Origin of the sequence: Sphingomonas sp. ABOLE (assembly GCF_003950455.1) — a bacterium.
In the GTDB taxonomy this organism is placed as follows: domain Bacteria; phylum Pseudomonadota; class Alphaproteobacteria; order Sphingomonadales; family Sphingomonadaceae; genus Sphingomonas; species Sphingomonas trueperi.
In genome coordinates, this window is sequence record NZ_QQWY01000027.1 from 13404 (window position 1) to 38260 (window position 24857).

General features: G+C 68.1%; 20 protein-coding genes and 1 riboswitch. Of the genes, 10 read left to right on the top strand and 10 right to left on the bottom strand.

Translation table 11 applies throughout. From position 1 onward, the window contains the following. Complete coding sequence (locus CA234_RS16135) at positions 1 to 2754, bottom strand: TonB-dependent receptor (protein WP_126002224.1); 2754 nt, start codon at positions 2752 to 2754, stop codon at positions 1 to 3. Between the two features lie 318 nt (positions 2755 to 3072). Between CA234_RS16135 and CA234_RS16140 the strand changes: the two genes are divergently transcribed. After that, positions 3073 to 3798 (top strand): glycerophosphodiester phosphodiesterase family protein, encoded by a 726-nt coding sequence (locus CA234_RS16140; RefSeq protein ID WP_125978070.1) that lies wholly within the window; start codon positions 3073 to 3075, stop codon positions 3796 to 3798. Further along, positions 3795 to 4364, top strand: a complete 570-nt coding sequence (locus CA234_RS16145) for a hypothetical protein (protein ID WP_126002225.1) — start codon at positions 3795 to 3797, stop codon at positions 4362 to 4364. The genes CA234_RS16140 and CA234_RS16145 overlap by 4 nt, the downstream gene beginning before the upstream one ends. Positions 4365 to 4555: 191 nt before the next feature. Here the strand turns inward: CA234_RS16145 and CA234_RS16150 are convergent, their stop codons facing one another. Beyond that, a complete protein-coding gene (locus CA234_RS16150; RefSeq protein ID WP_126002226.1) occupies positions 4556 to 5620 on the bottom strand; it encodes an ATP-binding protein in 1065 nt (354 codons plus the stop codon). Continuing rightward, the gene (locus tag CA234_RS16155; RefSeq protein WP_125975417.1) at positions 5617 to 6294 is read right to left on the bottom strand and encodes a response regulator; all 678 of its coding nucleotides are present in this window, start codon (positions 6292 to 6294) and stop codon (positions 5617 to 5619) included. The genes CA234_RS16150 and CA234_RS16155 overlap by 4 nt, the downstream gene beginning before the upstream one ends. 139 nt (positions 6295 to 6433) lie before the next feature. Here CA234_RS16155 and CA234_RS16160 point away from each other — a divergent pair, with 139 nt between their 5' ends. The 8 genes from CA234_RS16160 (at position 6434) to CA234_RS24645 (ending at position 14974) form a co-directional block, all read left to right on the top strand. Beyond that, complete coding sequence (locus CA234_RS16160) at positions 6434 to 7546, top strand: efflux RND transporter periplasmic adaptor subunit (protein WP_241213544.1); 1113 nt, start codon at positions 6434 to 6436, stop codon at positions 7544 to 7546. Positions 7547 to 7556: 10 nt separating this feature from the next. Continuing rightward, entirely contained in the window at positions 7557 to 10667 is a 3111-nt protein-coding gene (locus CA234_RS16165) for a multidrug efflux RND transporter permease subunit (RefSeq protein ID WP_126002228.1), read from the top strand. 2 nt (positions 10668 to 10669) lie between these two features. Further along, a complete protein-coding gene (locus CA234_RS16170; protein ID WP_164521850.1) occupies positions 10670 to 12082 on the top strand; it encodes an efflux transporter outer membrane subunit in 1413 nt (470 codons plus the stop codon). After that, complete coding sequence (locus CA234_RS16175; RefSeq protein WP_206431217.1) at positions 12079 to 12627, top strand: cytochrome b/b6 domain-containing protein; 549 nt, start codon at positions 12079 to 12081, stop codon at positions 12625 to 12627. The genes CA234_RS16170 and CA234_RS16175 overlap by 4 nt, the downstream gene beginning before the upstream one ends. Positions 12628 to 12653: 26 nt before the next feature. Then, the gene (locus CA234_RS16180; protein WP_206431218.1) at positions 12654 to 13883 is read left to right on the top strand and encodes an MFS transporter; all 1230 of its coding nucleotides are present in this window, start codon (positions 12654 to 12656) and stop codon (positions 13881 to 13883) included. 215 nt (positions 13884 to 14098) lie between these two features. Further along, entirely contained in the window at positions 14099 to 14434 is a 336-nt protein-coding gene (locus tag CA234_RS24635) for a hypothetical protein (protein ID WP_206431219.1), read from the top strand. Then, positions 14434 to 14580 carry a hypothetical protein gene (locus CA234_RS24640; RefSeq protein WP_206431220.1) on the top strand — a complete coding sequence of 49 codons (147 nt, stop codon included), beginning with the start codon at positions 14434 to 14436 and terminating at the stop codon, positions 14578 to 14580. The genes CA234_RS24635 and CA234_RS24640 overlap by 1 nt, the downstream gene beginning before the upstream one ends. Next, a complete protein-coding gene (locus CA234_RS24645; RefSeq protein WP_206431221.1) occupies positions 14570 to 14974 on the top strand; it encodes a hypothetical protein in 405 nt (134 codons plus the stop codon). Before CA234_RS24640 ends, CA234_RS24645 begins: the two co-directional genes overlap by 11 nt. Here the strand turns inward: CA234_RS24645 and CA234_RS16190 are convergent. From CA234_RS16190 to CA234_RS16220, 7 genes are all read right to left on the bottom strand, one after another. Further along, complete coding sequence (locus CA234_RS16190; protein WP_126002231.1) at positions 14950 to 16494, bottom strand: PepSY domain-containing protein; 1545 nt, start codon at positions 16492 to 16494, stop codon at positions 14950 to 14952. The two genes, CA234_RS24645 and CA234_RS16190, sit on opposite strands and share 25 nt — an antisense overlap. 2 nt (positions 16495 to 16496) lie before the next feature. Further along, positions 16497 to 18482, bottom strand: coding sequence for a TonB-dependent receptor plug domain-containing protein (locus tag CA234_RS16195; RefSeq protein ID WP_126002232.1), 1986 nt, complete (start codon positions 18480 to 18482; stop codon positions 16497 to 16499). A gap of 176 nt (positions 18483 to 18658) precedes the next feature. Continuing rightward, positions 18659 to 18880: riboswitch (cobalamin riboswitch) on the bottom strand. A gap of 124 nt (positions 18881 to 19004) precedes the next feature. Beyond that, entirely contained in the window at positions 19005 to 20045 is a 1041-nt protein-coding gene (locus CA234_RS16200) for a c-type cytochrome (RefSeq protein WP_126002233.1), read from the bottom strand. Then, the gene (locus CA234_RS16205) at positions 20042 to 20632 is read right to left on the bottom strand and encodes a cytochrome c oxidase assembly protein (RefSeq protein ID WP_126002234.1); all 591 of its coding nucleotides are present in this window, start codon (positions 20630 to 20632) and stop codon (positions 20042 to 20044) included. The genes CA234_RS16200 and CA234_RS16205 overlap by 4 nt, the downstream gene beginning before the upstream one ends. Next, positions 20629 to 21009 (bottom strand): hypothetical protein, encoded by a 381-nt coding sequence (locus CA234_RS16210; RefSeq protein WP_125975398.1) that lies wholly within the window; start codon positions 21007 to 21009, stop codon positions 20629 to 20631. The genes CA234_RS16205 and CA234_RS16210 overlap by 4 nt, the downstream gene beginning before the upstream one ends. Beyond that, positions 21006 to 23522 carry a cbb3-type cytochrome c oxidase subunit I gene (locus CA234_RS16215; RefSeq protein WP_126002235.1) on the bottom strand — a complete coding sequence of 839 codons (2517 nt, stop codon included), beginning with the start codon at positions 23520 to 23522 and terminating at the stop codon, positions 21006 to 21008. The genes CA234_RS16210 and CA234_RS16215 overlap by 4 nt, the downstream gene beginning before the upstream one ends. Beyond that, a complete protein-coding gene (locus tag CA234_RS16220; RefSeq protein ID WP_126002236.1) occupies positions 23519 to 24499 on the bottom strand; it encodes a c-type cytochrome in 981 nt (326 codons plus the stop codon). Before CA234_RS16220 ends, CA234_RS16215 begins: the two co-directional genes overlap by 4 nt. Between the last annotated feature and the right edge of the window lie 358 nt (positions 24500 to 24857).

Genomic DNA, 24857 nt, shown 5'->3' on the forward strand with positions numbered 1-24857 from the left:
TCAGAACTTCGGGGTCAGGCGGATGCCGACCCAGAAGGTGGTGGGCACCGAATAGCTGTCCTTCAGCAGGTTCTTGCCCGGGCCGGTGACGCTGGTGATCCGCGCATGGGTGACGTTGCTCACCTGCCCGAACAGGCTGATGCCCGATCGCACCGCATAGCTGGCGGAAAGGTCGACCTGGTCGCGCGCCGCCCAATAAAGGTCCTGCCAGGCCACGTCGTTGACGATCGCCCGGAGCGCCTTGCCTTGCCGGTTATAGGCCGCCCGCAGCTCGATCCCGCCGCCATTGTAGAACAGGGTGCCGTTCAGCGTATAGTCGGGCTGGCCGACCAGCCGGTCGATCGCGCGCTGGCCGCCGGCGCTCAGCGGCACGGTGATCCGCCCGTCGAGATAGGCGGCGTTCACGCTGGCGCCGAAGCCTTCGAGCAGCGTGCCGGGCGCACCGAACGAATTGATCACCGCGTTGAACTCGGCGCCGCGAATGCGGGCATCCGCGGCGTTGACCGGACGGCTGACCAGCGCGTTGACATAGGTGACGCCCGACGCCGGATCGGTGAAGCCGGGGCTCGAAAGGGTGAAGATCTCGTCGTCGATCTGCTTGTTGAACAGGGCGACCGAGACCATGCCGCCGCGAGCGCCGCCGAAGCGCCAGTCGGCGGCGAGGTCGAGATTGGTCGACTTGCGCGGGCGGATGTCCGGGTTGCCGATGGTAACGGTGACACCGGTCGCGTTGGGATTGCCGGCATCGGACGCGTTGACGAAGTTGATCGCGCTGCGCGCCGCATAGGCGTCATAAGGCGGGCGGCCGATCGTGCGGCTGGCGCCCGCGCGCAGGTCGATCGCCGGGGTGGCGTGCCAGGTCAGCAGCGCGCTCGGCAGCAGATAGTCATAGTCCGACCGGGTCGGGATGTCCTGGAACACCCCGGCGCGGCGGATGCGGCCGGTGGTCGCCTGCTTGGTGCTGTCGAAATGCACGCCGGCCTGCGCGTCGATCGCCTCGCTGGCATAGCGCACCAGGCCATAGGCACCGAAGATCTTCTCGCTGTGGCGGAAATCGTCCTGGTTGTTGAAGCCGCTCTGGTCGGGCATGTTGAACATCGACTTGGGCAGCGCCGAAAGGATCGCGTTGGCGCGGCGCGGATCGATCGTGATCAGGTTCAGCCCGTCCGAATAGCGAAGCGGCGCCCCCTGCGGCCCGAGCACGTCGGCGACGCCAAGGCGCGGCGCGCTGGTGTTCGGGGCATATTCGGTGCGATCGACATTATAGGTCGGGCGGTCGTCGGTATAGCTGGCGCCCGTCTCGAAGCCGATGCCCTGCTCGCCCGGGCGGAAGCTATAGTCGATCCGCCCCGTCCAGATCTTGTCGTCGGCATAGCGCTTATAGTCGGGACGCCAGTAGAACAGGCTGTAGGCGCTGTAATCGTAGAAGGCCGATCGCGCGACGGGGAAGCGAAAGTTGAACGCGCTGGTATCGTAGGTGAAGCCGAGCGCCGGCGAGGTGTTGACGCTGGTGCCACCGCCGCCGGGCGCGGCGCGGCCGACATTGGTGATGTATTTGATCATCGCGATCGGTTCGTCATAGGTGGCGAACGAATAGCCGCCGCGCAGACTCAGCCGATGCGCGGGCGTCGGCGTGAAGTCGATCCCCGCCTGGGCCATGCGCGTCCGGCTGGTGAGCTGCTGGCTGGCATAGCCGAGCTCGATCGCCCCGGCCGGATAGCTGCCCGACGTCGCGGTCTGGCCGGTGACGGTGCCGCGGTTGCGCGGATCGATCAGCAGCTCGTTGCGCTGCATGTCGTCCTTGAAATAATAATAGCCGCCGGTCACGAAGCCGTGGACGGCATCGCTCAGCCGCGCCTCGAACTTGGCCGTCACGCCGTAGCGGTCGCGCTTGTCCTGCACGTACCAGTATTTGTCCTGCTGCGGCACCGCATAGCCGTTGCCCAGATTGTTGCCCGACTGGAGCTGACCGGCGGCGTTGTAGAAGCTGTAATGCACCGTGTCGGTGGTCATATGGGTTTCGGTGTAGCTGCTCAGCGTCTGGTAGTTGGCCGAGACGGTGAGGCCCAACTGCTGCTCCGCGCCGAAGGTGAAGCTGCCGGTGCCGACCAGGCGATAGCCGAGGTCCGGCTGGTCATAGGGCTGGCCGTTGTCACTGGCATGGCCGAGCGAGGCTTCGAGGTTGAAGAAGGGCTTGCCGCCATTCTCGAAGGCGCTGCGCGTCTTGAGGTTGATCGCGCCACCGATCGCGTTGGGATCGAGATCGGCGCTGAACGTCTTCACCACCTGAATCTCGCTGATCATCGACGAGGGCAGGATGTCGAGCCGTACGCCGCGGGTGACCGAGCCGAGATTGCCGTTCGGCGTACCCGGCGAGGCGACCAGCAGCCCATCGATGATGACGTTGTTGTAGCTCGGCCCGAGGCCGCGGATCACCGGCGTCGAGGCTTCGTCGCGCGGATGCTCGTTGTCGATCGCCGGCAGTACCGAGAGACCCGGCACGCGGCGCAGCGCCTCGACGATGGTGGCGTCGGGAAGCGCGCGCACATCGGTGGCGCTCACCACGTCGATGATGTTCGCGGCGGCACGCTTGCTCTCGATCGCGCTCAGATTTGCGCAGCGAATGCCGGTGACGACGATGTCGCCTTGTCCGTCCGGCTGGTCACTTGGCGCGGTTTGCGCATGCGCCTGACAGATCGAGGCTGCGAGCGCCGGTCCGGCGAGCGAGAGGAGCAGTTGCGTACGAATGGACATGAGATCCCCTAACGAATCATTCTTTCGCTATAGTATTCGCTATGTATTACATTTACGTGACGACCTGGACGACGACGCCCGCCCCCCCGCTACGCCGTCTACCGCCCCCTGCAACGAGGGAGGGCTGACACGTCGCGCCAAGCGTCACCGACTTCTTTATTTCATACACTCCGAATACAACTTTGCATGTAGCGCTGAGGAGCGTGATTCCCGGGCGCTACAGCATCGAGTCCCCGGCCTGGCGAAGACCGTAGTTCCGTCCCGCCACGCCGGCACCGGCATCGCTGCGCGTTCGTCACCAAATTCCAAGGAGAAGCCATGACACGCCTGCTTCACGCCGCGCTGGCGCTCGCCGCCGGTCTGTTTCTATGGGCCGGCCCGGCCGCCGCCCAGGGAAACCCCTGCGGCCTCAATCCAGCCAAGATCATCACCGAGATTCGGCACCCGCATAAGAGCGAGCTGACGGTACTCGTCGCCCATCGCGGCCTGCATGCGCAGCTGCACACCGACGCCTTCAGCAGGACGCCCGAAAACTCGCGCGAGTCGCTCGACAATGTTGCGGCAACCTGCTTCGAAGCGGCCGAGATCGACATTCGCCGGACCAGCGACGGCGTGCTCGTCCTCTCGCACGACTTCAAATGGGGGCGGGCAAGCTTCGCGAAATATGTCGACTATGCCGTCAGCAGCTTGCCCGAGCCCAAACCGCATTTCGCCGAGCGCAAGGCGAAACTGGTCGCAGCCTATCGCAAGGAACAGGCGAAGCACGCCGAGAAGCTCAACTGGGCCCGCATCGAGCCCGGGATCATCAAGGCGTTCGGCGGGATCGACCCGCGCGACGCGGCCGCGATCGAGGCCTTCTACCGCACGCCGGCCGGGAAAGCCTGGGCCAAGGCGTCGCCGGCCGTGAAGATCGGCATCGCCGACGCCGTCACGAAGGTCACCAAGGAGATCGCGCCGGACACGTTCGAGGCGACGGAACAGCTGCAGAAGAAGGTCGATGCGATCAAGCTGGACCGGCTGAACCACGCAGGAGGGAAGGAATGATCCTGGAGCGTCCGCTGCGTCTGCGCGCCCGCTTCCCGGCGTCATGGATCGCCGCGGGTTTCGGCATGCTGTCGCTGCCGGGATGCAGTTGCACGCCGAGCGACGACGCAACGGGTATCGTCACGCTCGCCGAAAGCAACGACGAGACGCCGGCCGGGCATGCGAAAGGCATGCCCGGCGCCGGGGAAGCCGCACCGCGCCGGCATGCGCCGCCGATCCCGCCGACACTGGTGCCGATCGCGGGAGCCGAACGCACCGACAAGTGGGTCGGGGCCTGGCGAAGCGATACTGCCGGGATGCTGATCGTCGAAGGCACCGGCGTGGCCGGCAACTACACCGTCACCAGGACGCGCCCCGGGCGCGACGCTGAAATGCGCACCTTCCCGGCGAAGACAAACGGCGCCGGAATCGTCGTCGAGCTCGGCAGTGCGGTTTCCTCCTTGCGCGAAGCATCGCCGGCCGAAGCGCAAGCAAGCAGCGATGCGGCAACGCAATGCATCGTGGACGACGAGCGAAACTATTTCTGCAGGCGCGAGACTGCCGCAGGTCGCGTCGACTCCGGTTGAAGCCGCGAATCTCGACGTTCGCAAGCATGGCGCACCAGGCTTTCCTGGATCTCCTTGGCCCGCGGACTCGTGGTCGCCTCGCCCAGTTCCAGTGTGCTGATGGCGCGCGTGCGGCATTGCCGGCGGCACGCCCCCCCGCCCGACCCTGCCGCTGAAACCTGCCATCCATGGCCTGTCCTGTGACCCAAGGGCTACCGTGTCTTAGAGACCGTGAGGGGTAAGGTTAGCCTGAAAATGGATTGCGTACGGGTCCGGCCATATGCGGCATCGCCGCCATGGGCGCGCGCGATGGCCCGGACGACGGCGAGCCCCAGTCCCGTGCCCTGCGTGCGCTGTGTGTCCCTCGCGAAGGGATCGAACGCCCGGTTCTCGAAGCCGGCACGAAGGCCGGGCCCTTCATCGATGACGCTCACGGAAGCAGTGGCATCGGTGAAGTAGGTTTCGATGCGGATCACGCAGGGATCGGCATGGCAGCGCGCATTCTCGACGAGCGCAATGATCGCTTGGCGCAGCCGAGCGGGATCGCCTTGGATGGTCCCGGGCTGCAGGTCCAGCGCGAGGCCGAACCCCGCGGGCGCGAGCATGGCGGCAAGGGTGGGCGCCAGGGCATGCACCTCCCCCGCGAGATCCACTTCCGTCAGCATCAGCTCCAACCGCCCGCTGTCTGCGAGGCTGACACTCCGAAGGTCCTCGACAAGCCGTGTGAGGCCGTCGACCTGCTGCAGCAATCCGGCGATCAGTTGCGCATCGAGCGGGAAGACGCCGTCCTGCACCCCCTGCAGCCTCCCGCGCAGGATCGTGAGCGGGGTGCGCAGTTCATGCGCGATCTGGGCATTCCAGGTCGACAGGTCCTCGGACATGCCCTGCAAGCGCCCCGCCATGGCGTTGAAGTCTGCAATGAGCAGCGCCGTCTCGCCATGCGCTTCGGAGATTTCGTCGACCCGCGTGGCGAGATCCCCGCCGGCGATACGGCGCGCAGCCTCTCCGAGGGCGCGCAGCGGATGGACGATCCTCCTGGAAATCCAAAGCGCAATTCCCAGCGCCAGCATCGCGCCGAACAGGCAGCCGGTGAGAAGGATGCCGAAGTCGAGGCCGGTGAAGTCATCGGCTCCAGGAGGCGACGGGGCGAGGATGTGCAGCCGTTCGAGCACCGCGTAGACGATGTAGAAGGTGGCCGACGTGGCGATGATAGCCATCATCGCGAGTGCCGCCATCACCAGCGCCAGCTGGCGGGTCAGGCTGATCCGCTTCCTCATGCCCGTGACCAGAGCCGGTAGCCGACGCCGCGAACGCCTTCCGGCATGTCGGGGGCGCCCGCCTGGTCCAGCTTGCGGCGCAGCTTGCTGATGTGACTGTCCACCGTGCGATCGAGCGCATCCGACCCCGGCAGGCACGCGTCGAGCAGTTCGCTGCGGCTGAACACGCGGGTTGGCGTGCGGGCCAAGTGGGTCAGCAGCCGAAACTCGGTCAGCGTGAGCGCCACGTCGCCCCGATCGGTGCGGACGATGTGCGCGATCGTGTCGATCTCGACCGGGCCGATCCGCAGCACGCCGCCCGCAGCTCCGGGCCCGGCGCGGCGCAGCACGGCCTTCACCCGCGCCACCACCTCCACCGGGTTGAACGGCTTGACGACATAATCGTCGGCCCCGATGCGCAGCGCCTGGAGCTTGTCGATATCCTGGTCGAGCGCGGTGAGCACGAGCACCGGCGTGCCGCCCCGCCGCCGCACTTCGGACAGCACCTCCCAGCCGTCGACCAGCGGCATCGTGATGTCGAGCAGCAGGACGTCGGGCTTCAGCGCCAGGTGCAGGTCCAGTGCGGTGCGGCCGTCGCCCGCCTGCACGGTACGAAAGCCCTCGCGCTCCAGATAGGCGCGCAGGATGTCGGCGATGTCCTTGTCGTCTTCGGCGATCAGCGCGAGCGGGTTCATGCGGGGCGGGCTCCGGCGGGCATGGCAACGTCCTATCAGCGAAGACGAAGCCGCCGCCAGTGCGCCTCCACAAAGCCTCCACACAATCTCGACGGAGGCGCAACCCGTCGCGCGGATAGGCGGCCGCATGATGGCTCGAATGCTTTTCCGAACCCTGCCGCTGGCACTGGCGGCCGCTGGCGGGCTGGGCGCCTGCACTGCCGATACGTCGCCCGCCACACCAACCCAGGAGGTGGAGGTGCTGACGCTGCGCGTCGCTCCCCAGGCCGTGATCGCGAGCGACGAGCTGCCGGGCAGGGTCGTCGCGTTCCGTACGGCCGAGATCCGGCCGCAGGTGGGCGGGATCCTGCAGCGCCGCAGGTTTGAGCAAGGCGCGATGGTACGCACCGGGCAGGTGCTGTTCGAGATCAGCCCCGCGCCGCTGCGCGCCGATGCCGATATGGCGCGCGCGACCGTCCAGAAGGCCGCAGCGGCCTTCGCCCGCGCACGAACCCAGGCAGAGCGGCTCAAGCCGCTGGTCGCGGCCGATGCGATCAGCCGCCAGAGCTATGACGATGCCGTCGCCGCGCGCGACCAGGCCGCCGCCGAGCTTGCCGAAGCGCGCGCGACGTTGCGTCGCCGCCGCATCGACCTCGGCTTCGCCCGGGTCACTGCGCCGATCGCGGGCCGCATCGGCGCGGCGAACCTCACAGAGGGCGCGTTGGTGACCGCCGGCGACGCCACGCCGCTCGCCACCATTATACAGATCGACAGAGTCTATGTCGACGTTCGCCAGCCTGCCGAGCGCTATGCGCAGCTCCGGGACGCGGGCGGGGCGACAGGCCCGGTCGAGATCGTCCTGGCATCGGGTGCTGCGCATCCGATCAAGGGACGCCTCCTGTTTTCGGGCATTGCCGTCGATCCGGCGACCGGCGATGCGCTGGTCCGGGTCGAGGTCCCCAATTCGGGCGAGCGCCTGCTGCCGGGCATGTTCGTGCGTGCCCGCCTGCCGCGCGCGCCGTTACCGGCCGCACTGACCGTGCCGCAACAGGCCGTTACCCGCGCCGATGACGGTGCCGCGCAGTTCGCGGTGGTGGACTCGCAGGACCGCGTGCATCTCCGGCGCGTGCAGCTCGGGCCGATCGTCGGCGGCCGATATGTCGTGCTGTCCGGGCTTCGTGCCGGGGAAGTGGTGATCGTCGAGGGGCAGGATCGCGTGCAGCCCAACACCCCGGTGAAGCAGCTCCCCTGGCGCGATCGCAGCGCGGGCTGAGGACAGGACCATGCCGCACTTCTTCATCGACCGCCCGGTCTTCACCTGGGTCATCGCCATCGCGATCGTGCTGGCGGGCGCACTCGCCCTTCCGCAACTGCCCGTCGCGCGCTTCCCCAGTGTCGCGCCGCCGACCGTCAGCATCTATGCCAGCTATCCCGGAGCCACGCCGCAGACGCTCAACGACAGCGTCGTCTCGCTGATCCAGCGCGAGCTCTCCAGCGTGAAGAACCTGCTCTATTTCGAGAGCTCGGCCGACAGCGCCGGCTCCGCCACGGTCACCGCTACCTTCCGCCCGGGCACCAACCCGGAAATGGCGCAGGTCGACGTCCAGAACCGGCTCAAGGCGATCGAGGCGCGACTGCCCCAGGTGGTACGCCAGACCGGCGTCACCGTGGAGTCCGCGAGCTCCGGCTTCCTGATGATCGTCAGCCTGATGTCCGACGGGCAGCAGGACGAGGTCGCGCTGTCCGACTATATGACCCGCAACATCGTCGACGCGCTCAAGCGCGTGCCGGGCGTCGGCCGCGTCCAGAATTTCTCCGCCGAGCGCGCGATGCGGATCTGGATCGACCCGACCAGGCTCGCCGGCTTCGGCCTCACCGCCAGCGACGTTACCGCAGCGATCACCGAGCAGAACGTCCAGATCGCGCCCGGCGCGCTCGGCGCGGAACCGACCGCGCAGGAACAGCGCGTGCTGGTGCCGCTCACTGCCGACGGTCAGCTCAAGACCATCGAAGACTTCGCTGGGGTCATCCTGAAGGCGAACCCCGACGGATCGAGCGTCACGCTCGACAAGGTCGCCCGAATCGAGCTGGGCTCGCAGAGCTTCGGCAACGCCACCCGCGAGAACGGCAAGGTCGCCGCATCCGTCGGGATCCAGCTGAGCCCCGGCGCCAATGCCGTCGCAACCTCGCAGGCGGTGCGCGCGCGCATGGACGAACTGGCGCGCGCGCTGCCGCCCGGAATGAGCTGGTCGGTCGGCTTCGATACCGCGCCGTTCGTGCGCATCTCGATCGAGAAGGTGGTGAAGACGCTGGCCGAGGCGATGCTGCTCGTCTTTCTGGTGATGTACCTGTTCCTGCAGAAGGTGCGCTACACGCTGATCCCGGCGATCGTCGCCCCCATCGCGCTGCTCGGCACGATGACGGTGATGCTGGCGACGGGCTACTCGATCAACGTGCTGACCATGTTCGGCATGGTGCTGGCGATCGGCATCGTCGTCGACGACGCGATCGTCGTCGTCGAGAATGTCGAGCGGCTGATGCACGAGGAGCACCTCTCGCCCCGCGACGCCACGGCCAAGGCGATGCGCGAGATCACGCCCGCGGTGATCGGCATCACGCTGGTGCTCTCGGCGGTGTTCATCCCCATGGCGCTCGCCGCGGGATCGGTGGGCACCGTCTATCGCCAGTTTTCGATGGCTATGGCGGTATCGATCCTGTTCTCCGCCTTCCTCGCGCTGACGCTCACCCCGGCGTTGTGCGCCACGCTGCTGAAGCCGCTGGACAAGGCGCCGCGCAAGAACCGCTGCTTCGCCTCGTTCGACCGCATGTTCGAGGCGGCGACCCAGCGCTATGAGGATTGGGTGCGAGCGCTGCTCAAGCGCTCGCTGCGGATGATGCTGGTGTTCGCGGCGCTGCTCGGTCTGCTCGGTTTTGCCTTTACCCAGCTGCCGTCGTCGTTCCTGCCCGAAGAGGACCAGGGCTATTTCATGACCAGCTTCCAGCTTCCCGCCTACGCCACCGCCAGCCGTACCCTGGAGGCCGTGCAGGCGTTCGAGCGCCACATGGCCGGGCGGCCGGGCGTCGAGCGGACCGAGGCGATCCTGGGGTTCGGCTTTTCGGGCTCAGGGCCTAACGCGGCGATGATCTACACCATCCTCAAGGATTGGGGGCATCGCGGCGGCACCGACGTCCGCTCGGAAGCCGCCGCCGCCGATGCCGCGATGCACAAGGCGGTGCACGAAGGCCAGGTGATGAGCATGCTGCCGCCGGCGATCGACGAACTCGGCACGTCCTCGGGCTTTGCGCTGCGGCTCGAGGATCGCGCGGGCAAGGGGCGACAGGCGCTATTCGACGCGCGCGACGCGCTGATCGCTACTGCCGCGCACAGCCCCAAGCTCGAGGGTGTCTATGCCGAGGGGCTGCCGGCGGGTGCCAGCGTGCGGCTCGACATCGATCGGGCCAAGGCGCGCGCACTGGGCGTGTCGTTCAGCGCGATCAGCGACATGATCGGCACCGCGCTCGGCAGCAGCTATGTCAGCGACTTCCCCAACAAGGGCCGCTTGCAGCAGGTGATCGTCCAGGCCGACGCCAAGGACCGCATGAACCTGGAAGACGTGCTCCGCCTGCGCGTGCGCGGGGTCGAAGGCAAGACGGTGGCCCTCGCCGAACTGGTGACGCCGGTGTGGACCACCAGCCCCCTCCAGCTCGCCACCTATAACGGCTATCCTTCGGTGAGCATCACCGGCACCGCTGCACCGGGCACCTCGAGCGGCGATGCGATGCGGGAGATGGAGCGTCTGGCGGCACAGCTGCCGCCCGGCTTCGCGATCGAATGGACCGGACAGTCGCTCCAGGAGCGCGAAGCGGGCGCGCAGGCGCCGATGCTGGTCCTGCTCTCGATGCTGGTCGTCTTCCTGGTGCTGGCTGCGCTGTACGAGAGCTGGTCGATCCCGATCGCGGTGATGCTGGTGGTGCCGCTGGGACTGATCGGCGCGGTCTCGGCCGTGGCGCTGCGGGGGCTGACCAACGACATCTTCTTCAAGGTGGGGCTGATCACGATCATCGGGCTGAGCGCCAAGAATGCGATCCTGATCGTCGAATTCGCCAAGCAGTATCACGCGAACGGCAGCGACCTGGTCGAAGCGGCGATCGCTGCGGCCCGCGTGCGCCTGCGGCCGATCGTGATGACCAGCCTGGCTTTCACGCTCGGCGTGTTGCCGCTGATGCTGGCGCATGGCGCGAGCGCCGAGACCCAGCATGCGATCGGCACCGGCGTGTTCGGCGGCATGATCACAGGCACGGTGCTCGCGCTGTTGTTCGTGCCCGTCTTCTTCGTAGTCGTGGTGGGACTGGCGGAGCGCTGGCAGACGCGTCGCGCCGGCAAGGAGGCATGACGATGCGCCGTCTTTTACTCGTGATGCTCCTGACGACGACCGCCTGCTCGATGACGCCGAGACGGACCTTGCCGGCACCGCCCGTCGATCATGCCTATCCGGTGGTCGATGGAACGGAGGCGCTGCCCGAATGGCGGGGCATGTTCGGCGATCCGCGCCTGCAACGGCTGATCGCATTGTCGCTCGACAGCAACCGCGACCTGCGCATCGCCGCGCTGAATGCCGAGGCGACCTATGCGCAGCTGCGGGTGCAGCGCACGCAGGCCTTGCCGGGCGCCAATGCCGAGGGAAACTATACGCGCCAGCGCCAGCCCTCGTCGGTGGCCGGTGCCGGCGTCGGCCTGGCGCCGGGCGGCAGCGCGACCGGTTTCGAATTCGGCCAGTTCGCCGCGCAGGTGGCGCTGACCAGCTTCGAGCTCGATCTGTTCGGGCGCGTGCGCGCGATGAACGCGGCGGCGCTGCAGCGCTGGCTGGCCTCGGTCGAGGCGCGGCGGGCGGTGCGGCTGGCGGTGATCGGCGCGGTGGCCGAGGCCTATTGGACCGAGCGGCTCGCCGAGGAACAGCTGTCCCTGGCGCGCGCGACGCTGGAGGACTGGCAGGCGTCGCTCGAGATCACCCGCCTGCGCCGGGCGGCGGGCCAGGCGAGCGGCGTCGATCTCGAGCAGGCGGAGGGACAGGTCCGGCAGGCCCGGGCCGACCTCGCCCAGCGCGAGCGTGAACGGGTGCAGGCGACGAACGCGCTGACGCTGGCGGTGGGCGCGCCGCTGCCTGCCGATCTGCCGTCCGCGCTGTCGCTGCTCGACCAGCCGGTTCGCACCGCGTTGGCAGCCGGTGCGCCCTCGGATCTGCTGATGCGCCGCCCGGACATCGCCCAGGCGGAACATGAGTTGCGCGCCGCCAACGCCGATATCGGTGCGGCCCGCGCGGCCTTCTTCCCGCGCGCCTCGCTGACCGGGGCGTTCGGTTTCGCGAGCCTGGCGCTGGACAGCCTGTTCCGCGGTGCCAGCCGCAGCTGGTCGTACACGCCGGCGATCAGCGTGCCGATCTTCCGTGGCGGCGAACTGCGCGGCAATCTCGACCTCGCCAAGCTGCGCGCGTCGAGCGCTGTCGCCGCTTATGAAAAGGCGATCCAGACCGGGTTTCGCGAGGTTGCCGACGGGCTCGCCGCCCAGTCGACCTATGCCGCGCAACTCACCGAACAGCGCGCCGCCGTCGTCGCGACCGAGCGCCGGACGGCGCTGGCTGCCATGGCCTATGCCGCCGGGCAGACCAGCCGCATCGAACTGCTCGACGCACAGCGCACCACCTATGCGGCACGGCAAGCCACGCTCTTGGCACGACGAGATCAACTAGCCGCTGCTGCGGCGCTGTACCGCGCGCTGGGCGGCGACGTTCGAGAGAAAGCAACACGATGATGCACGCGAGCACGCGCTATCCGTTGCCAATGCGGATGCTGCACTGGATGCGCGCCGCGCTCCTGTTGGGATTGGTCGCTCTGGGTTGGACGATGACCAGCCTCCCCGACAGCCTGCCTGCGAAGTTCGCGTGGATGTATCCCCTCCACAAAGAACTCGGCGTTCTCGCGTTCGTTGCCGGAAGCATTGCACCGGCCATCCGCCTGCGTTCCGCCCTGCCACCGCCTCCTGCTGGCTTGTCCAAAGCGGAAAGGACACTGTCCGCTATCGTACATCATGCGCTGCTGGCGCTGGCGATGCTGGTGCCGCTGATGGGCTATGCGATGTCCAGCAGTTTCGCGCAAAGCGACGGCATTCCCTTTTTCGGCCTCGATCTGCCCGAACTCCTGCCGAAGAACGACCGTGCTTTTGCGGTATTCGCATGGGCGCACAAGACGCTCGCCTACGCGCTGCTCGCCTTGGTCGCCCTCCACGTCCTGGGTGTGATCAAGCACCGCTTTCTCGATCGCGGGCGTGATACCAACGTGCTGCCACGGATGCTATGACCTCTCACTGTGCTTCCGAACCACCTGTGCCCGCTACGGAATCCGATCCGGGTTCTGGCTGGCGTTGGCGCTATTGGTCGATCTTCAGCGGGCAGACGCTATCGGTAATCGGTTCCGCGATGACCCAGTTCGTGCTGATCTGGTGGATCACCGATACGGTGGGCACCTTCGGCGCGCTGGCTACCGCAGGGCTGGTGGGGCTGTTGCCGCAGGCATTGCTCGGACCGATCGGTGGAACCTTCGCGGATCGCTACAGCCGCCGCACGCTGATGATCATGTCCGATGCGATCGGCGCAGGCTGCATCCTGGTGCTGATCGCGCTCTTCCTGCACGGCAGCGTCGCGCTCTGGCATGTCTATGCGGCAATGTTCGTGCGCAGCGCCGCCGCCGCCTTCCAGATGCCGGCAGCCGCGGCCAGCGAGGCAATGTTGGTGCCGGCTCATTTCCTGCCGCGCGCTGTCGGGCTCAACCAGACGATGATGGGCATCGTCACCGTCGCCGCTGCGCCGCTGGGCGCGCTGGCGATCGGCCTGATGCCGGTGGGCATGGCCTTGTGGATCGATGTCGCGACGGCGGTGCTCGGGATCGCGCCGCTGCTGTTCTTCCGCATTCCGCAGCAGCGGATGCCAAGCGAAAGCAAAGGCATGTGGGCCGAATTTGGCGAGGGCATCGCCATCGTTTGGCGTAGTCCCAGGCTGCGTCGCGTCTACGCCCTGCTGACTGCCGTGGTGCTGGTGGTGATGCCCAGCGCCGAATTGTTGCCGTTGCTTGTGAAACAGCATTTCGGCGGCGGCCCGCAAGCGGTCGCAGTGCTGGAAGGATTGGGCGGCGCGGGTATGATCGTTGGGGGCGCGATCGTCGCGACCTTCGTGCCGAAGCGGCTCATGTCCTGGATATTGTGGGGGTTCATGTTATCCTGCGCCACGCTGATGGCGGCAGCGCTGGTGCCGCCCGGCTTGTTCTGGCTGGCGACGCTGTTCTGGGCGCTGAGCGGCGTCACCTTCATCCTTGGCGACGCGCCGTTCACCGTGCTGATTCAGACGACCGTGCCGAACCATCTGCAGGGCCGCGTGCTGGCGCTGCTCGGCACGATAATGGGCTTAGCCGCCCCCGTCGGCCTGCTTGCCGCCGCACCGCTCGGCGAAATCCTCGGCGTGCGGTGGCTGTTCGTGCTGACGGGAGGGTTGGGAACGCTCGTTTGCCTGATCGCCTTGCTTTCCCCGGTTGTCTGCACGGAGCTGACGGATCGAGGTTGACGCGGCATGAGCGGCCGATTGGTTTGCCTGCGGTACTGTTCGTACCCTTGGCGCTCCGCCTGTCCGGCTTCCTCATAGGCAACACACCGATCACTACGCCGTCCCCAGCCGGGACGGTCGGCACCATCGCTCACACCGTGAGCGGTTTCGCGGTCGTCTTCCTATGGTGGTTCTGCCTATCGTGCTTTGAGAGTCGGTTCAGGTTGGGAGGGGGCGTGCTGGGTATCGGTCTGGCCTGGGTCGCCATCGACGCAGTGGATCGCGGGCTGCTCGGCGACGCGCTCGCGGGCACGGGCCTGTCGTTCCTGCTCGTACCGATGGGCTTCGCGATCGCCGGCCATCTGGTCTGGCGGCTGATCGCCGAACGTCAGGGCGACCTGATTCAGCAACGTCACGACGCCGGGATCCTGGTCGCCGTTCTCCTTGGCGGGATGCTATTTATCGACTGGCGGCCGATGCGCTGTTCGGCTTCGCCTGGCGTCCGCTCGCGTTCGCCATGGCCCAGACCGCGATGGCGTTCGCCTTTGCACTATGGCTGGCGGGCAGGCTGATGACTGTGCGTGCCGATGTGCTGACGCTCGGCATCCTGGAAAAAGCTTCGTCGCCGACGGAAGCAACGCCACAGCCCGGCCTCTGGCATGTTGGCGAGTTGCATCGCTGGCTGTCGAGCCTGATGGACCGAACGCGTGTTCCTTGATCCCGAGCTAACCTTCGCGGCTTTCGTCGAGCACATGGGAGCGTCGGAACGCACCGTGCAGACGCTCATCAACCATGAAATGGGCAATGATCATTTCCGCACCTTCAGCCGACAGGCGGTGTGGGTGGTCGCCGCCGCACTCGCCGCCGCTGCGCCCCTGCTCGCGTTCCGGATCGATCTCGCCAGTGCCTATACGCAGGGGCTGCCGACCAAGCTCGCATTGACCGGCGCTGCTCCCTCTGGCCGGCGTGAACAGGCAGCCCCTCACACTCCGCATTGCCCACAGCCCGCCCACGCGCAGCTGGCTGCGCCGGGTGATCATCGCCGAGATCCTGCTGTTCGCCGGCGTACTCGCGGCGACGGCGTATCTTACCACCTTCCTGTCACCGCATGACGCAGGGCACGCGCGGCGTGCCCATGGCGACGCGGGTGTGGTCCACGACCCAGTTTCCGTCGCCGAAGCATATGGCGCAGGTCCCGCTTCGCCTTGCGCACGCCCATCCAGGTGCCGGTGGCGCAGACCAGGGTAACCATGGCGAGCAACGGCAGCACGACCAGATCCCAGACCGGGCGCGACCGCAGGCCCGGCAAATCGAGCCGGTGCAGACCGTCCTGAAGCCACCGAAAGGCCCGCGCATTGCCGTCTACCGCGCGCAGCAGCTTCCCGCTTTGTGCGTCGATATAGAGCCGGGTGGCCTCGCGATCGGCGCGCACCGCCCGCCATACCGGCAATGCAACCGGGGCCTTGTGTCCGTAATAATAGGAATCCTCGGCCGTCAGCAGGTCGAGGCTGGCGAGCGGCGGACCGGCGCGCAGTGCCGCTGCCACCGCCTCGCGTCGCAACGGCGCGGGTTCTCCCCGGTCGTCGAAGCGCATCGAGCTGCCGGACCCGCCGATCGCGATCGGGAAGACGCGACCGGCCATGGCGACGCTCTCCACCCGGCGGGTATCGGCGGGGACGCGATCGAGACGGGCAAGTGCGGCGCGCACCGTACCCCAGGCCATCGGCCCGGCGAGTTGCTGGTGTTCGGCGGCACCTGCGCGGCTGTCGAGAAAACCCCAGGGGTTCATCGACAACAGCCCGCTCGCGACCCAGCTCAGCGTCAGTACGCCGAAGACCAGTCCCAAGACATGGTGCCACCACCACAGCCCTTTGTACGGCGAGCCGAAGCTGCCATCCTTCCGCCGCCGCAGCCGGGCGATGCCGACCCAGATGCCGGTGGCGGTGAGGAAGCAGCCGACCAGGGAGGTCCAGATCACCACCTGGCTCCAGGCAGCGCCGTTCTGGCGGAGCAACGTCGGATAGAGCCAGTGGGGCACCGCACCGAGCCATCCCCAGAAGCGCTCGAACCGCGTCGTCTGCTGGACGATCTCGCCGCTCCTGCCGGCAATGTACACGCTGGTGCCGGCCGGATCGGCATAGTCGACGCGGATGAGCGGACGGTTGGCACGGAAGGTTTGAACGGTCCATTGGTCGATGCCGGTCTCGGCAATCCGCGCGGGTGCGCCGGCGATGTTGGCCTGCGCGGCATAATCGACGGCGATGCGGCGAAAATCCTCCGGCGCCAGTTCGGCCAAGCGCGCGCCGGTGGCGAGATCATAGCTGACCGGCATCGCGCGAATCTGCCCTATCCGACGCTCCGTCGCCGCGGCGGGGACGATGCGCAGGACGGTCCGCCCCGCCATGGTCTCCAGCCGCGCCGAGGCCAGCGGCAGAGCGTCCGGCAGGTCGATCCGCGCCCGCGTCGCCGCAGCGGGCAGCCGCAGGAGCGGCAGCCCCCGCACCTGCTCCGCCGGGGTCAGCCGGGGATAGTCTACATACAGCATCACGAAGCCCGACAGACACCAGAGCGTCATCACCATGCCGATGACGACGCCCAGCCAGCGGTGCAGGACAAGGACTGCCTTGGGCATCGTCAGAAGCCCAGGCCGTAGCTGACTCGCAGCGTCCGCGGCACGCCGCGCGCGAAATAGAGGAAGCGCCCCACCCCGCTATCCGACACGGCGGACTGGAAGCCGCGCGTCGCGTAATCGCGGTCGAACAGGTTCTCGACGTTGATGCCGAAACGGTGCCGGCGCGCCGCATCGGGGAACAGGTGCACACCGGCATCGACGATCGCGTACTTGCCATAGTTGCGCCGGCCGAAGCCGCTCGCCGAGGTATAGGCGTCGCCCACCCAGTTGACCGAGGCGTTGGCGCCGATCGGCAGCGTGCGTGGCCGCCACGCGACCGTGCCGCGCGCCAGCTGTTCGGGGGTCCGGTCGCGCTGGAGCGACGAACCGGCGTTGCGCGCGCGGGCATAGGTGTAGCTCGCGTCGAGGTGCCAGGCGTCGGCGATCACCGCGCCCAGCACCAGCTCGGCACCGCGCACGTTCACGCGCGAGTCCGAATTGCGGTAGATGCCGTCCGGATAGGCGGGGTTGGCGGTATCGATATCGATCAGATGATCGATGCGCCGGGCGAAGACCGTGCCCTGCCAGTGGAACAGGCCGCTCGCCAGTGTGCCGCCGATGCTGGCATTGGCGCTAAGGCTCTCCTCCGGCCTGAGGTTGGGGTTGCCGCGTTCGCAGCAGGGATCGATCTGGTAGAGCTGCGAGGCGCTGGGCAGCAGGAACGACGTGCCACCATTGGCCTGGACGAACAGATCGTCGCGCAATTCGATGCGGCCGGTGACGTTCCACACCGTCTTCCGCGATCCGCTGCCATCGTTGTAGCGCAGCCCGGCCGAGAGCCGCGCGCGACGCGAAAGGTCGTCGTTGGTGCGGATCTGGAAGGTGCCGGCATGGACGCGCTCCTCGGTCGCGGCGATCCGCAGCACGTCGTCGCGCCCGCTGAACTGCTGGAAATCATAGCCGATCAGGTAATCGAGCCCGCGATGCGGCCGCAGCTGGACCAGCGCGCTGCCGCCATAGTCCTTGAAGCCCCAGAAGGTGCCGGCGGGGTACACCACCACCGGCGCGCCACCACTCGGGGAGTTGCGGATCTGGACATAGGCGGTCTTCCAGTCGTGGAAATAGCCCTTGAGGAACAGCTGCACCACGTCGCTCCCCACATAATCGAGCCGGGCGCTGGCGATCTCCTCGTTGCGATCGTTGCGGCTTTCGCGGGTGCGGGTGGGGCTGAGATTGTCGAGCTTCGCCTCGGTGTGGATATATTGGAGGCTGAACCGCCAGTCGGGACCGAGATCGTAGCGATATTTGCCGCCGACGGACCACAGGTCGTAGCCGCGGGCACGATCGGTCGCGCTCGGTTCCATCCGGCTATAGGGCTGGTATCCGTCGGAGCGATTGTGGGAACCCCAGGCTACGAACTGGTGCTTGCCCGCCCCGCCGCGCACATAGCCGCCGAGGTTGGTGCCGGCAAAACTGTCGACGCTGGCGTCTACCTGCCCGCCGAAGCGGTCCGAGAAGTCGCGGGTGACGACGTTGATCACGCCCGCGGCAGCCTGTGTGCCGTAGAACAGGCTTTCGCCGCCCTTCAGCACCTCGACCCGCTCGATCATGCTGGCCGGCAGCGTGTCGTTGGGCGAGGTACCGCCATAGAGCCGGTTGTTGATGCGGATGCCGTCCACGGTCCACAAAACGTCCTGCGTCCGCGAGCCCTGCAGCGACACGTCGACATAGCTGAACGGCCCGCTGGCAGGCTGAACGTAGAGACCCGGCACGGTACGCAGCGCGGTCGCGACGTCGATCGCTCCGCTCTCCCGCAGCTGGGTTTCACTGCGCAGGGCCAGATCGCTGCCATAGCGGGCGCGCTGGCGCGGCAGCGTTTCCTCCAGGCTGGTGCCGGTGACGAGCAGCGCGTCGGCGTCATCCTCGGTCTGCGCGTGCACCGGCTGAAGCGAGGCAGCAGCGGCCAACGCAAAAGCGGCCGCAGAGCGAGAAACAATAAGGAACTTCATAGACATACCCCCGGCGTCGTCGACGTCGGGCGGAAGCGTGCCGTTCACGCGAACGGTCGGCGCACGGCGCCGGCCGGACGCCATGGGCGACCGGCGCACGTGACCGATGCGGCTCCCGCCGCTCGTTCGTCGCTCAGACGGAGTACACCGTGCCGCGGCCATCCCCTGGACCAAGGCAAGAGCGACCAGACGCCGGCAGGTCTCCTGGCTCACGGGTCGTCGCTCGACGCACGCCTTCCCAGGCCCTGAGGCCCAGTGGCTGCTTCCGTGGAAGGAAGCCCGTGCGTCTCGCTCACCGCTTACAGTTGCAGGGACAGCCTCGGATTCAGGCGGCATGCCGCCCTCACCGTGTTCCCTTTTAAGCCTCTCGTCGAGGCACCGGCGCGATCTGCGCTCGCGGCAAGAAACGCCGAAAGCGTCGCCTTGGTAGAGGCTCGCGGTCGACACCGCAAGGTGCCGGTCAGCCCGCCCCCCGCTGGGGTTTAGACCTTATCGCTTCCCCGCCCGCGGCGGCTCGCACCACTATTGCGGCCGCGCACCGAGATATGCCGCGAGCCGATCGACCATTTCCTCGGGTATGCGCCGCGCAATCACCGGCATCGTTGCCTGCGACTGGCGGGCATCCACCTGCTTGCCGTCGCCGCGCATCTGCCATAGCCGCGCGGCGAGATAGGCCGGTTTCTGCCCCGCCAGGACCGGATAGGGCTTGCCCGGCGCGTGGCAGCTCGCACAGGCGGGAAGCTGCCGGTTCGGCAGGCCGCGCGAAACGATGCGCTCGGCATCCGCATCGCGGACCTGCGGTGCCTCTCCCAGTCCCGGCAGTGCCGCAAACCGCCGCGCCAGCGCGGCCGCATCGGCATCGCTCAGCAACGCGGCGGCGTTGGCCATCACGCCGCTGAAGCGGTGCCCATCGCGATAGGCGCGCAGCGCCGCTTCGAGATAGGCCGGGTTCTGCCCGCCCAGCACAGGGATGTCGCCCTGCCCCCGCCCCCGTCCATCGGCACCGTGGCAGCCGGCACAGGCCTCGAACCGCGGCGCCCCCGCAATCCCGGCGATGCCGCCGGCCAGTCGCGCATAGTCGGCGGGTGTCATCGTCGGCAGGCGGCGGACGAAGGCGACCATGCGGCGGACCTCGTCCGGCCGGTCACGCGCCGGCCAGGCGGGCATGCCACTGAACTTCACGCCGTGATCGATGATCCAGAACAGCTCGCGGTCGCTCCATTGCTTCGCGGTGCGGGCAAGGTCGGGCGCGGGGGGCGTCGCCGCCTGGAACACCGCGCGCGGCCGCATGCCGGGGGCGCCGTGGCAGGCGGCGCAGCTCGCCGCGAAATGGCCGGCGGCGCTCACCAGCCCCTGGGGATCGGCCGCCGCCCGGGGGCTCTCCAGCGCGCTGCGGGTGCCGACCGAATTGCGCATCACCCAGTGCAGGAACCAGTTGGTGATCGGCCAATGCCCGCTCGACGCGGCGACGTTGATCGCGCCAGACCAGCCGACCGCGAGCGCCAGCGCGACGACGCCGGCCAACGCCAGCACCACGCGCTTCCAGGTGATCCGGATCATCATGCCCGCGCCTCCTGCCGCAACAGCGTGGCCAGCAGCGCCAGCCCGCCGACGAAATAGGCCGCACCACCGACGAGCAGCATCACCACGCCGGCAAGCTGCTGGTCGGCGAGCGGCGCCAGCCCCCAGGGCGCGGCATGCGCCATCGCCGGATAGAGCGGCCGCGGTGCCAGCCCGATCAGCGCACCAAGCAGCGTCATGTGCATCGAGGTGAGCAGCAACGCGCCCACCCCCATCGCCCGCGCGCCCGGTGCCAGCACCGCGCTCCACAGCAGCACGCCCGCGGCGAGGAAGCTCGCCTGCTCGAGCGCCAGCAGTATGGAACTATGCGCCGCCGCCGCCCGCAGCGCCGGCAGGTGCCAGCTCCACACCACGCCGAGCTCGACCATGCTCATCGCCAGCGGCGTGACGATGCGGGGCAGGCGCCGCGCGGGATCCATGCGCGTGCCGGCAATGCCCAGCGCCACGCATGGCGCCGCGACGGCGGTCGCCAGCATGTGCGCGGCCATGTGCCCGGTCATCCCCTGCCCGGCGAGCCTCCAGCCGAGCGCGAGCAGCGCGGCCCCCAGCGCCAGGGGGGCGGCTCTCACCGGCAGTCCCGCAGGAACAGCACCGGCAGCGCGGTGAAGACGACGCCGATCACGCTCAGCCCGGCGAGCAGCAAGGTGGCATAGGCGAGGAAGCGCAGTCGATCGCTGTCGGTGCCGGCTTCGTGCGGCGGATGGTCGCCGGGCGTGCGCGCCTGCACCCAGGCGATCCACCCCGAGGCGAGGATCACCAGCAGTGCCGCCGCCGTGCCGCCCCAGAAGATCGCCGGCGCGTCGACATAGCGCCCGGTCTTGGCGCAGCGCACCGCCGCCCAGAGATAGGAGAAGAGGAAATGCGCCGCCCAGCCCGTCGGCGGTACGATCAGCGTCCACAGGGTGACCCGGAGCGCGCGGAAGCGCTGGTGCAGCCGCCCGATCATGCCACCTCCGGGAACAGGCCCAGCGTCGCCCAGGTGACGAGCGCGGTGAACAACAGGAAATGCTGGTAGAGCGTGACGTTGCGGATGTCGGCATCATGGGTCGGCGTCGCGAGCCCGGCGAGGCTGCGGGCGAGCGCATAAAGCTGTCCGACCACGCCGACGCCGGCATGGGCGACGGTCCAGCCCGTCAGCGTCCAGACAATCGCCGGATAGCTGTGGAGCGTCGGATCGAGATGCGACAGCCAGGGGCCCGCCAGTCCAGCCGGAATCGCCGCCAGCCCGGCGAGCGCGCCTGCCGCCAGCAGCAGCCGCGCCGCGGTCACCGCGCCCCGGCGGTTGGTCTCGCGCGCGGCGAGCGTCGCCGCCCAGCCCAGCACCATCAGCGCCAGCGCGATCATCGGCCAGAACACGCCCGGCCCGGTCATGCCGGGCGGCGGGAAGCTCGGATGCACCGTCCAGAAGAAGTAATAGCCGAACACCAGCCCCGAAAAGGCCGTCGCATCGGCCATCATGGTGATGAACATCGCCCACCAGCCGGGCGCCAGCGGCCCCGCCACATAGAGCGGCAGATCGATACCATGGCCGATCGGCTTGCACGGCTTTTCGGGGATCTCGGCGGTCTGCCACAGCCAAGTCAGCACCAGCGCCAGCGTCAGCACGGCGGCGGCGAGCGCGAGCCAGTAGAGATGGTAGGTCGTCAGGATGAACACCCCGCCCAGCGCCGCCGCCGTCGCCATCGGCACGAAGGACGGCGTCGGCAGCCGCAGCACCGCGACGGGCTTGGCATCGAGCACCGAGGTGATCAGCGATTCGCGCCGCCCCTCCTCGGCATCGGGGAGGAAGAAGCGGCCCTCGTCGACCTTCTTGACGAAATCGGGCTGGTCCCAGATCGGATAGCGGGTCTCGATCAGCGGGATCGAGCGCACGCCCCATTGCTCGCCGCTGGGGGTGGCCAGCCATTCGAGCGTACCGGCATTCCAGGGGTTGCGGGCCCCGAGCGGCCGCCAGGGCGAGCGCAGCAGGTCGATCACGATCAGCAGCACGCCGAAGGCGAACAGGAAGGCGCCGATCGTCGAGGCCATGTTGAGCCCCTGCAGCCCCAGTTCGGCCGGATAGGTGAACACCCGGCGCGGCATCCCCATCAGCCCGGACAGGTGCATCGGGAAGAAGGCGAGGTTGGCGCCTACGAACAGGATCCAGAAGGCGGTGCGGCCGATCCGGTCGCTCAGCTGCTTCCCCGTCACCAGCGGCCAGTAGTAATAAAGGCCCGCGAACAGCGGCATCAGCGTGCCGCCGATCAGCACGTAATGGAGGTGCGCGACGACGAAATAGGTGTCGTGCGCCTGCCAGTCGAACGGCACGATCGCGACCATCACCCCGGTCAGCCCGCCGATCACGAAGATGGCGAGGCTGCCGGTGGCGTAGAGCAAGGGCGTCGAGAAGATCACCCGCCCCGCCGCCAGCGTGGCGATGAAGGCGAAGATCTGGATGCCGGTGGGAATCACCACCGCCTGGCTCGCCGCCGAGAAGAAGGCGAGGCTGATCTTGGGCAGCCCGGTCGCGAACATGTGGTGCACCCACAGTCCAAAGCTGAGGAAGGCGGTGCCCACCGCCGCCAGCACGATATAGGGATAGCCGAGCAGGTGCCGCTGCGCGAAGGTGGGGATCAGCATCGCGAACAGCGCGATCGAGGGCAGGAAGATCACATAGACTTCGGGGTGCCCGAAGATCCAGAACAGGTGCTGCCACAGCAGCGGATCGCCGCCACGGGCAGCGTCGAAGAACGGCCAGCCGAGCAGCCGCTCCATCTCGAACAGCAGGTCGCCCGCGATCAGCGGCGGGAAGGCGAACAGGATCATCACCGCGACGACCAGGATGTACCAGGCATAGAGCGGCATCAGGTTCAGCCGCATGCCCGGCGGACGGCACTTGAGTACGCCGACGATCAGCTCCACCGCCGCCGCGACCGACGAGACTTCGATGAACGACAGCCCCAGCATCCAGATGTCGGCGCCGAGGCCCGACAGGTCGGTGCGGGTGGTCAGCGGCGGGTACATGAACCAGCCGCCATCGGGGGCGGCATTGAAGAAGATCGAGCCGAGCACGAACACGCCGCCGATCAGGAAGCTCCAATAGCCGAAGGCGGAGAGCCGCGGGAACGGCAGGTCGCGTGCGCCGAGCAGCTGGGGCAGCAGGATGATCGAGACAGCCTCGAACATCGGCACCGCGAACAGGAACATCATCGCCGAGCCGTGCAGCGTGAACAGCTGGTTGAAGGTGTTGGCGGAGACCAGGTCGTTCTCCGGCACCGCCAGCTGGGCCCGTATGATCAGCGCGAGCACGCCGGCGAACAGCATGAAGACGAAGGCGGTGCTGGTGTACCAAGGCCCCACCGCGTTGTTGTTGGTATCGCTCCACCGCCGCAGCCAGCCCTTGGGCGGCGCCCATACGGTGCGCAGCCGCTCCTCCTGCGCGCGGCGCAGCTCGGGATCGTCCTGCGCGTGGAGGCTCATTGCAAGGTTCCCAGATAGCGCACAATCGCGCGGGCTTCGGTTTCGGGCAACTGCGGATAGGCGGGCATGCGCGCACCCGGCTTCACGGCGGCGGGTTCGCGCAGGAAGCGCAGCCGGGCAGCCTCGTTATTGGGCAGCGTTCCCGCGCCGATCGTCGCGCGCTGGGCGAGATGGGTGAAATCCGGCCCGATCGTGCCGGTCGCCGCGGTGCCCCGGATCGCATGGCAGCCGCCGCAGCCGTGGCGGAGGAACAGCGCCGCGCCGGGATCCGCGCTCGCCACCGCCGGCCGGCGCTGCGCCGCGAGCCAGCGGTCGAACGCCTCGGCCGGCATCGCCACCACGTCGAACGCCATCAACGCGTGGGACAATCCGCAAAACTCGGTGCACTGGCCACGAAAGCGCCCCGCGCGGGTGGCGCGGACGGGCAGGTCGTTGGTGCGGCCGGGGATCATGTCCATCTTGCCGGCCAGCCCCGGAATCCAGAAGCTGTGGACGACATCGCCGCCCGCCAGCCGGAACAGCACCGTGCGGCCGACCGGAATGCGGATCTCGTTCGCGCTCACCACCGCCGTCCCGTCCGACGGTCGATAGGCGACGCGCCACCAGAATTGCTCGCCGGTCACGTCGATGCGCAGATCGGCGGGGGCCACGCCGCGCGGCCGCATATAGGGCAGGCTGAAGACGAGCAGCGCGGCCAGCACCAGCGCCGGGATCAGCCCGCCGGCGATCAGGATCAGGCGTTCGCCGCCGCGCAGGCTCAGCGCCCCCGGCCGAGCGCGCACCGCCCAGATCATCAACCCTGCGACGCCCGCGGCGACGATCATACCGCCCGCCACCATCACCAGCGTGATGTAATTGATGCCCGCCGCTTGCTCGCCGAACGCCGCGAACACCGATTGGTGGTGGTTACAGCCTCCCAGCGCCATCGTCCCAAGGACGATCGCCAGCCTTCCTTGCCTGCTGGTCCCGGCTCGCATCCCGCCGCCCTATCCCGCGCGGCGTGAGCCGTCCATCAAACGATGGAAACATCCTGTAATATATTGTTTCCAGGCGCTGCAGCAGGGCCGACCCCGCGCTGCGCACGGAACTTGTCACCTCGCTGATGGCCGCGCGGCGTGCGGTGGGGGCGGCGCAGCGAAGACAGGATGCCGACGCAGAGGCCCAGGCACGAGCCGCGTGAAGCGCCAGCTCGGCGAGCGCGGTCCTCTCTGGTGGGAAGACGGCGCGCCGGACTTCAACCGCTACCTGGCACGCAACACGCCCTATGCCGATTGGTACGCGTATCCCGATCCCCCGCCCCCACCGCGCCCCCATCCTGTCGCGGAGACGGCCAGA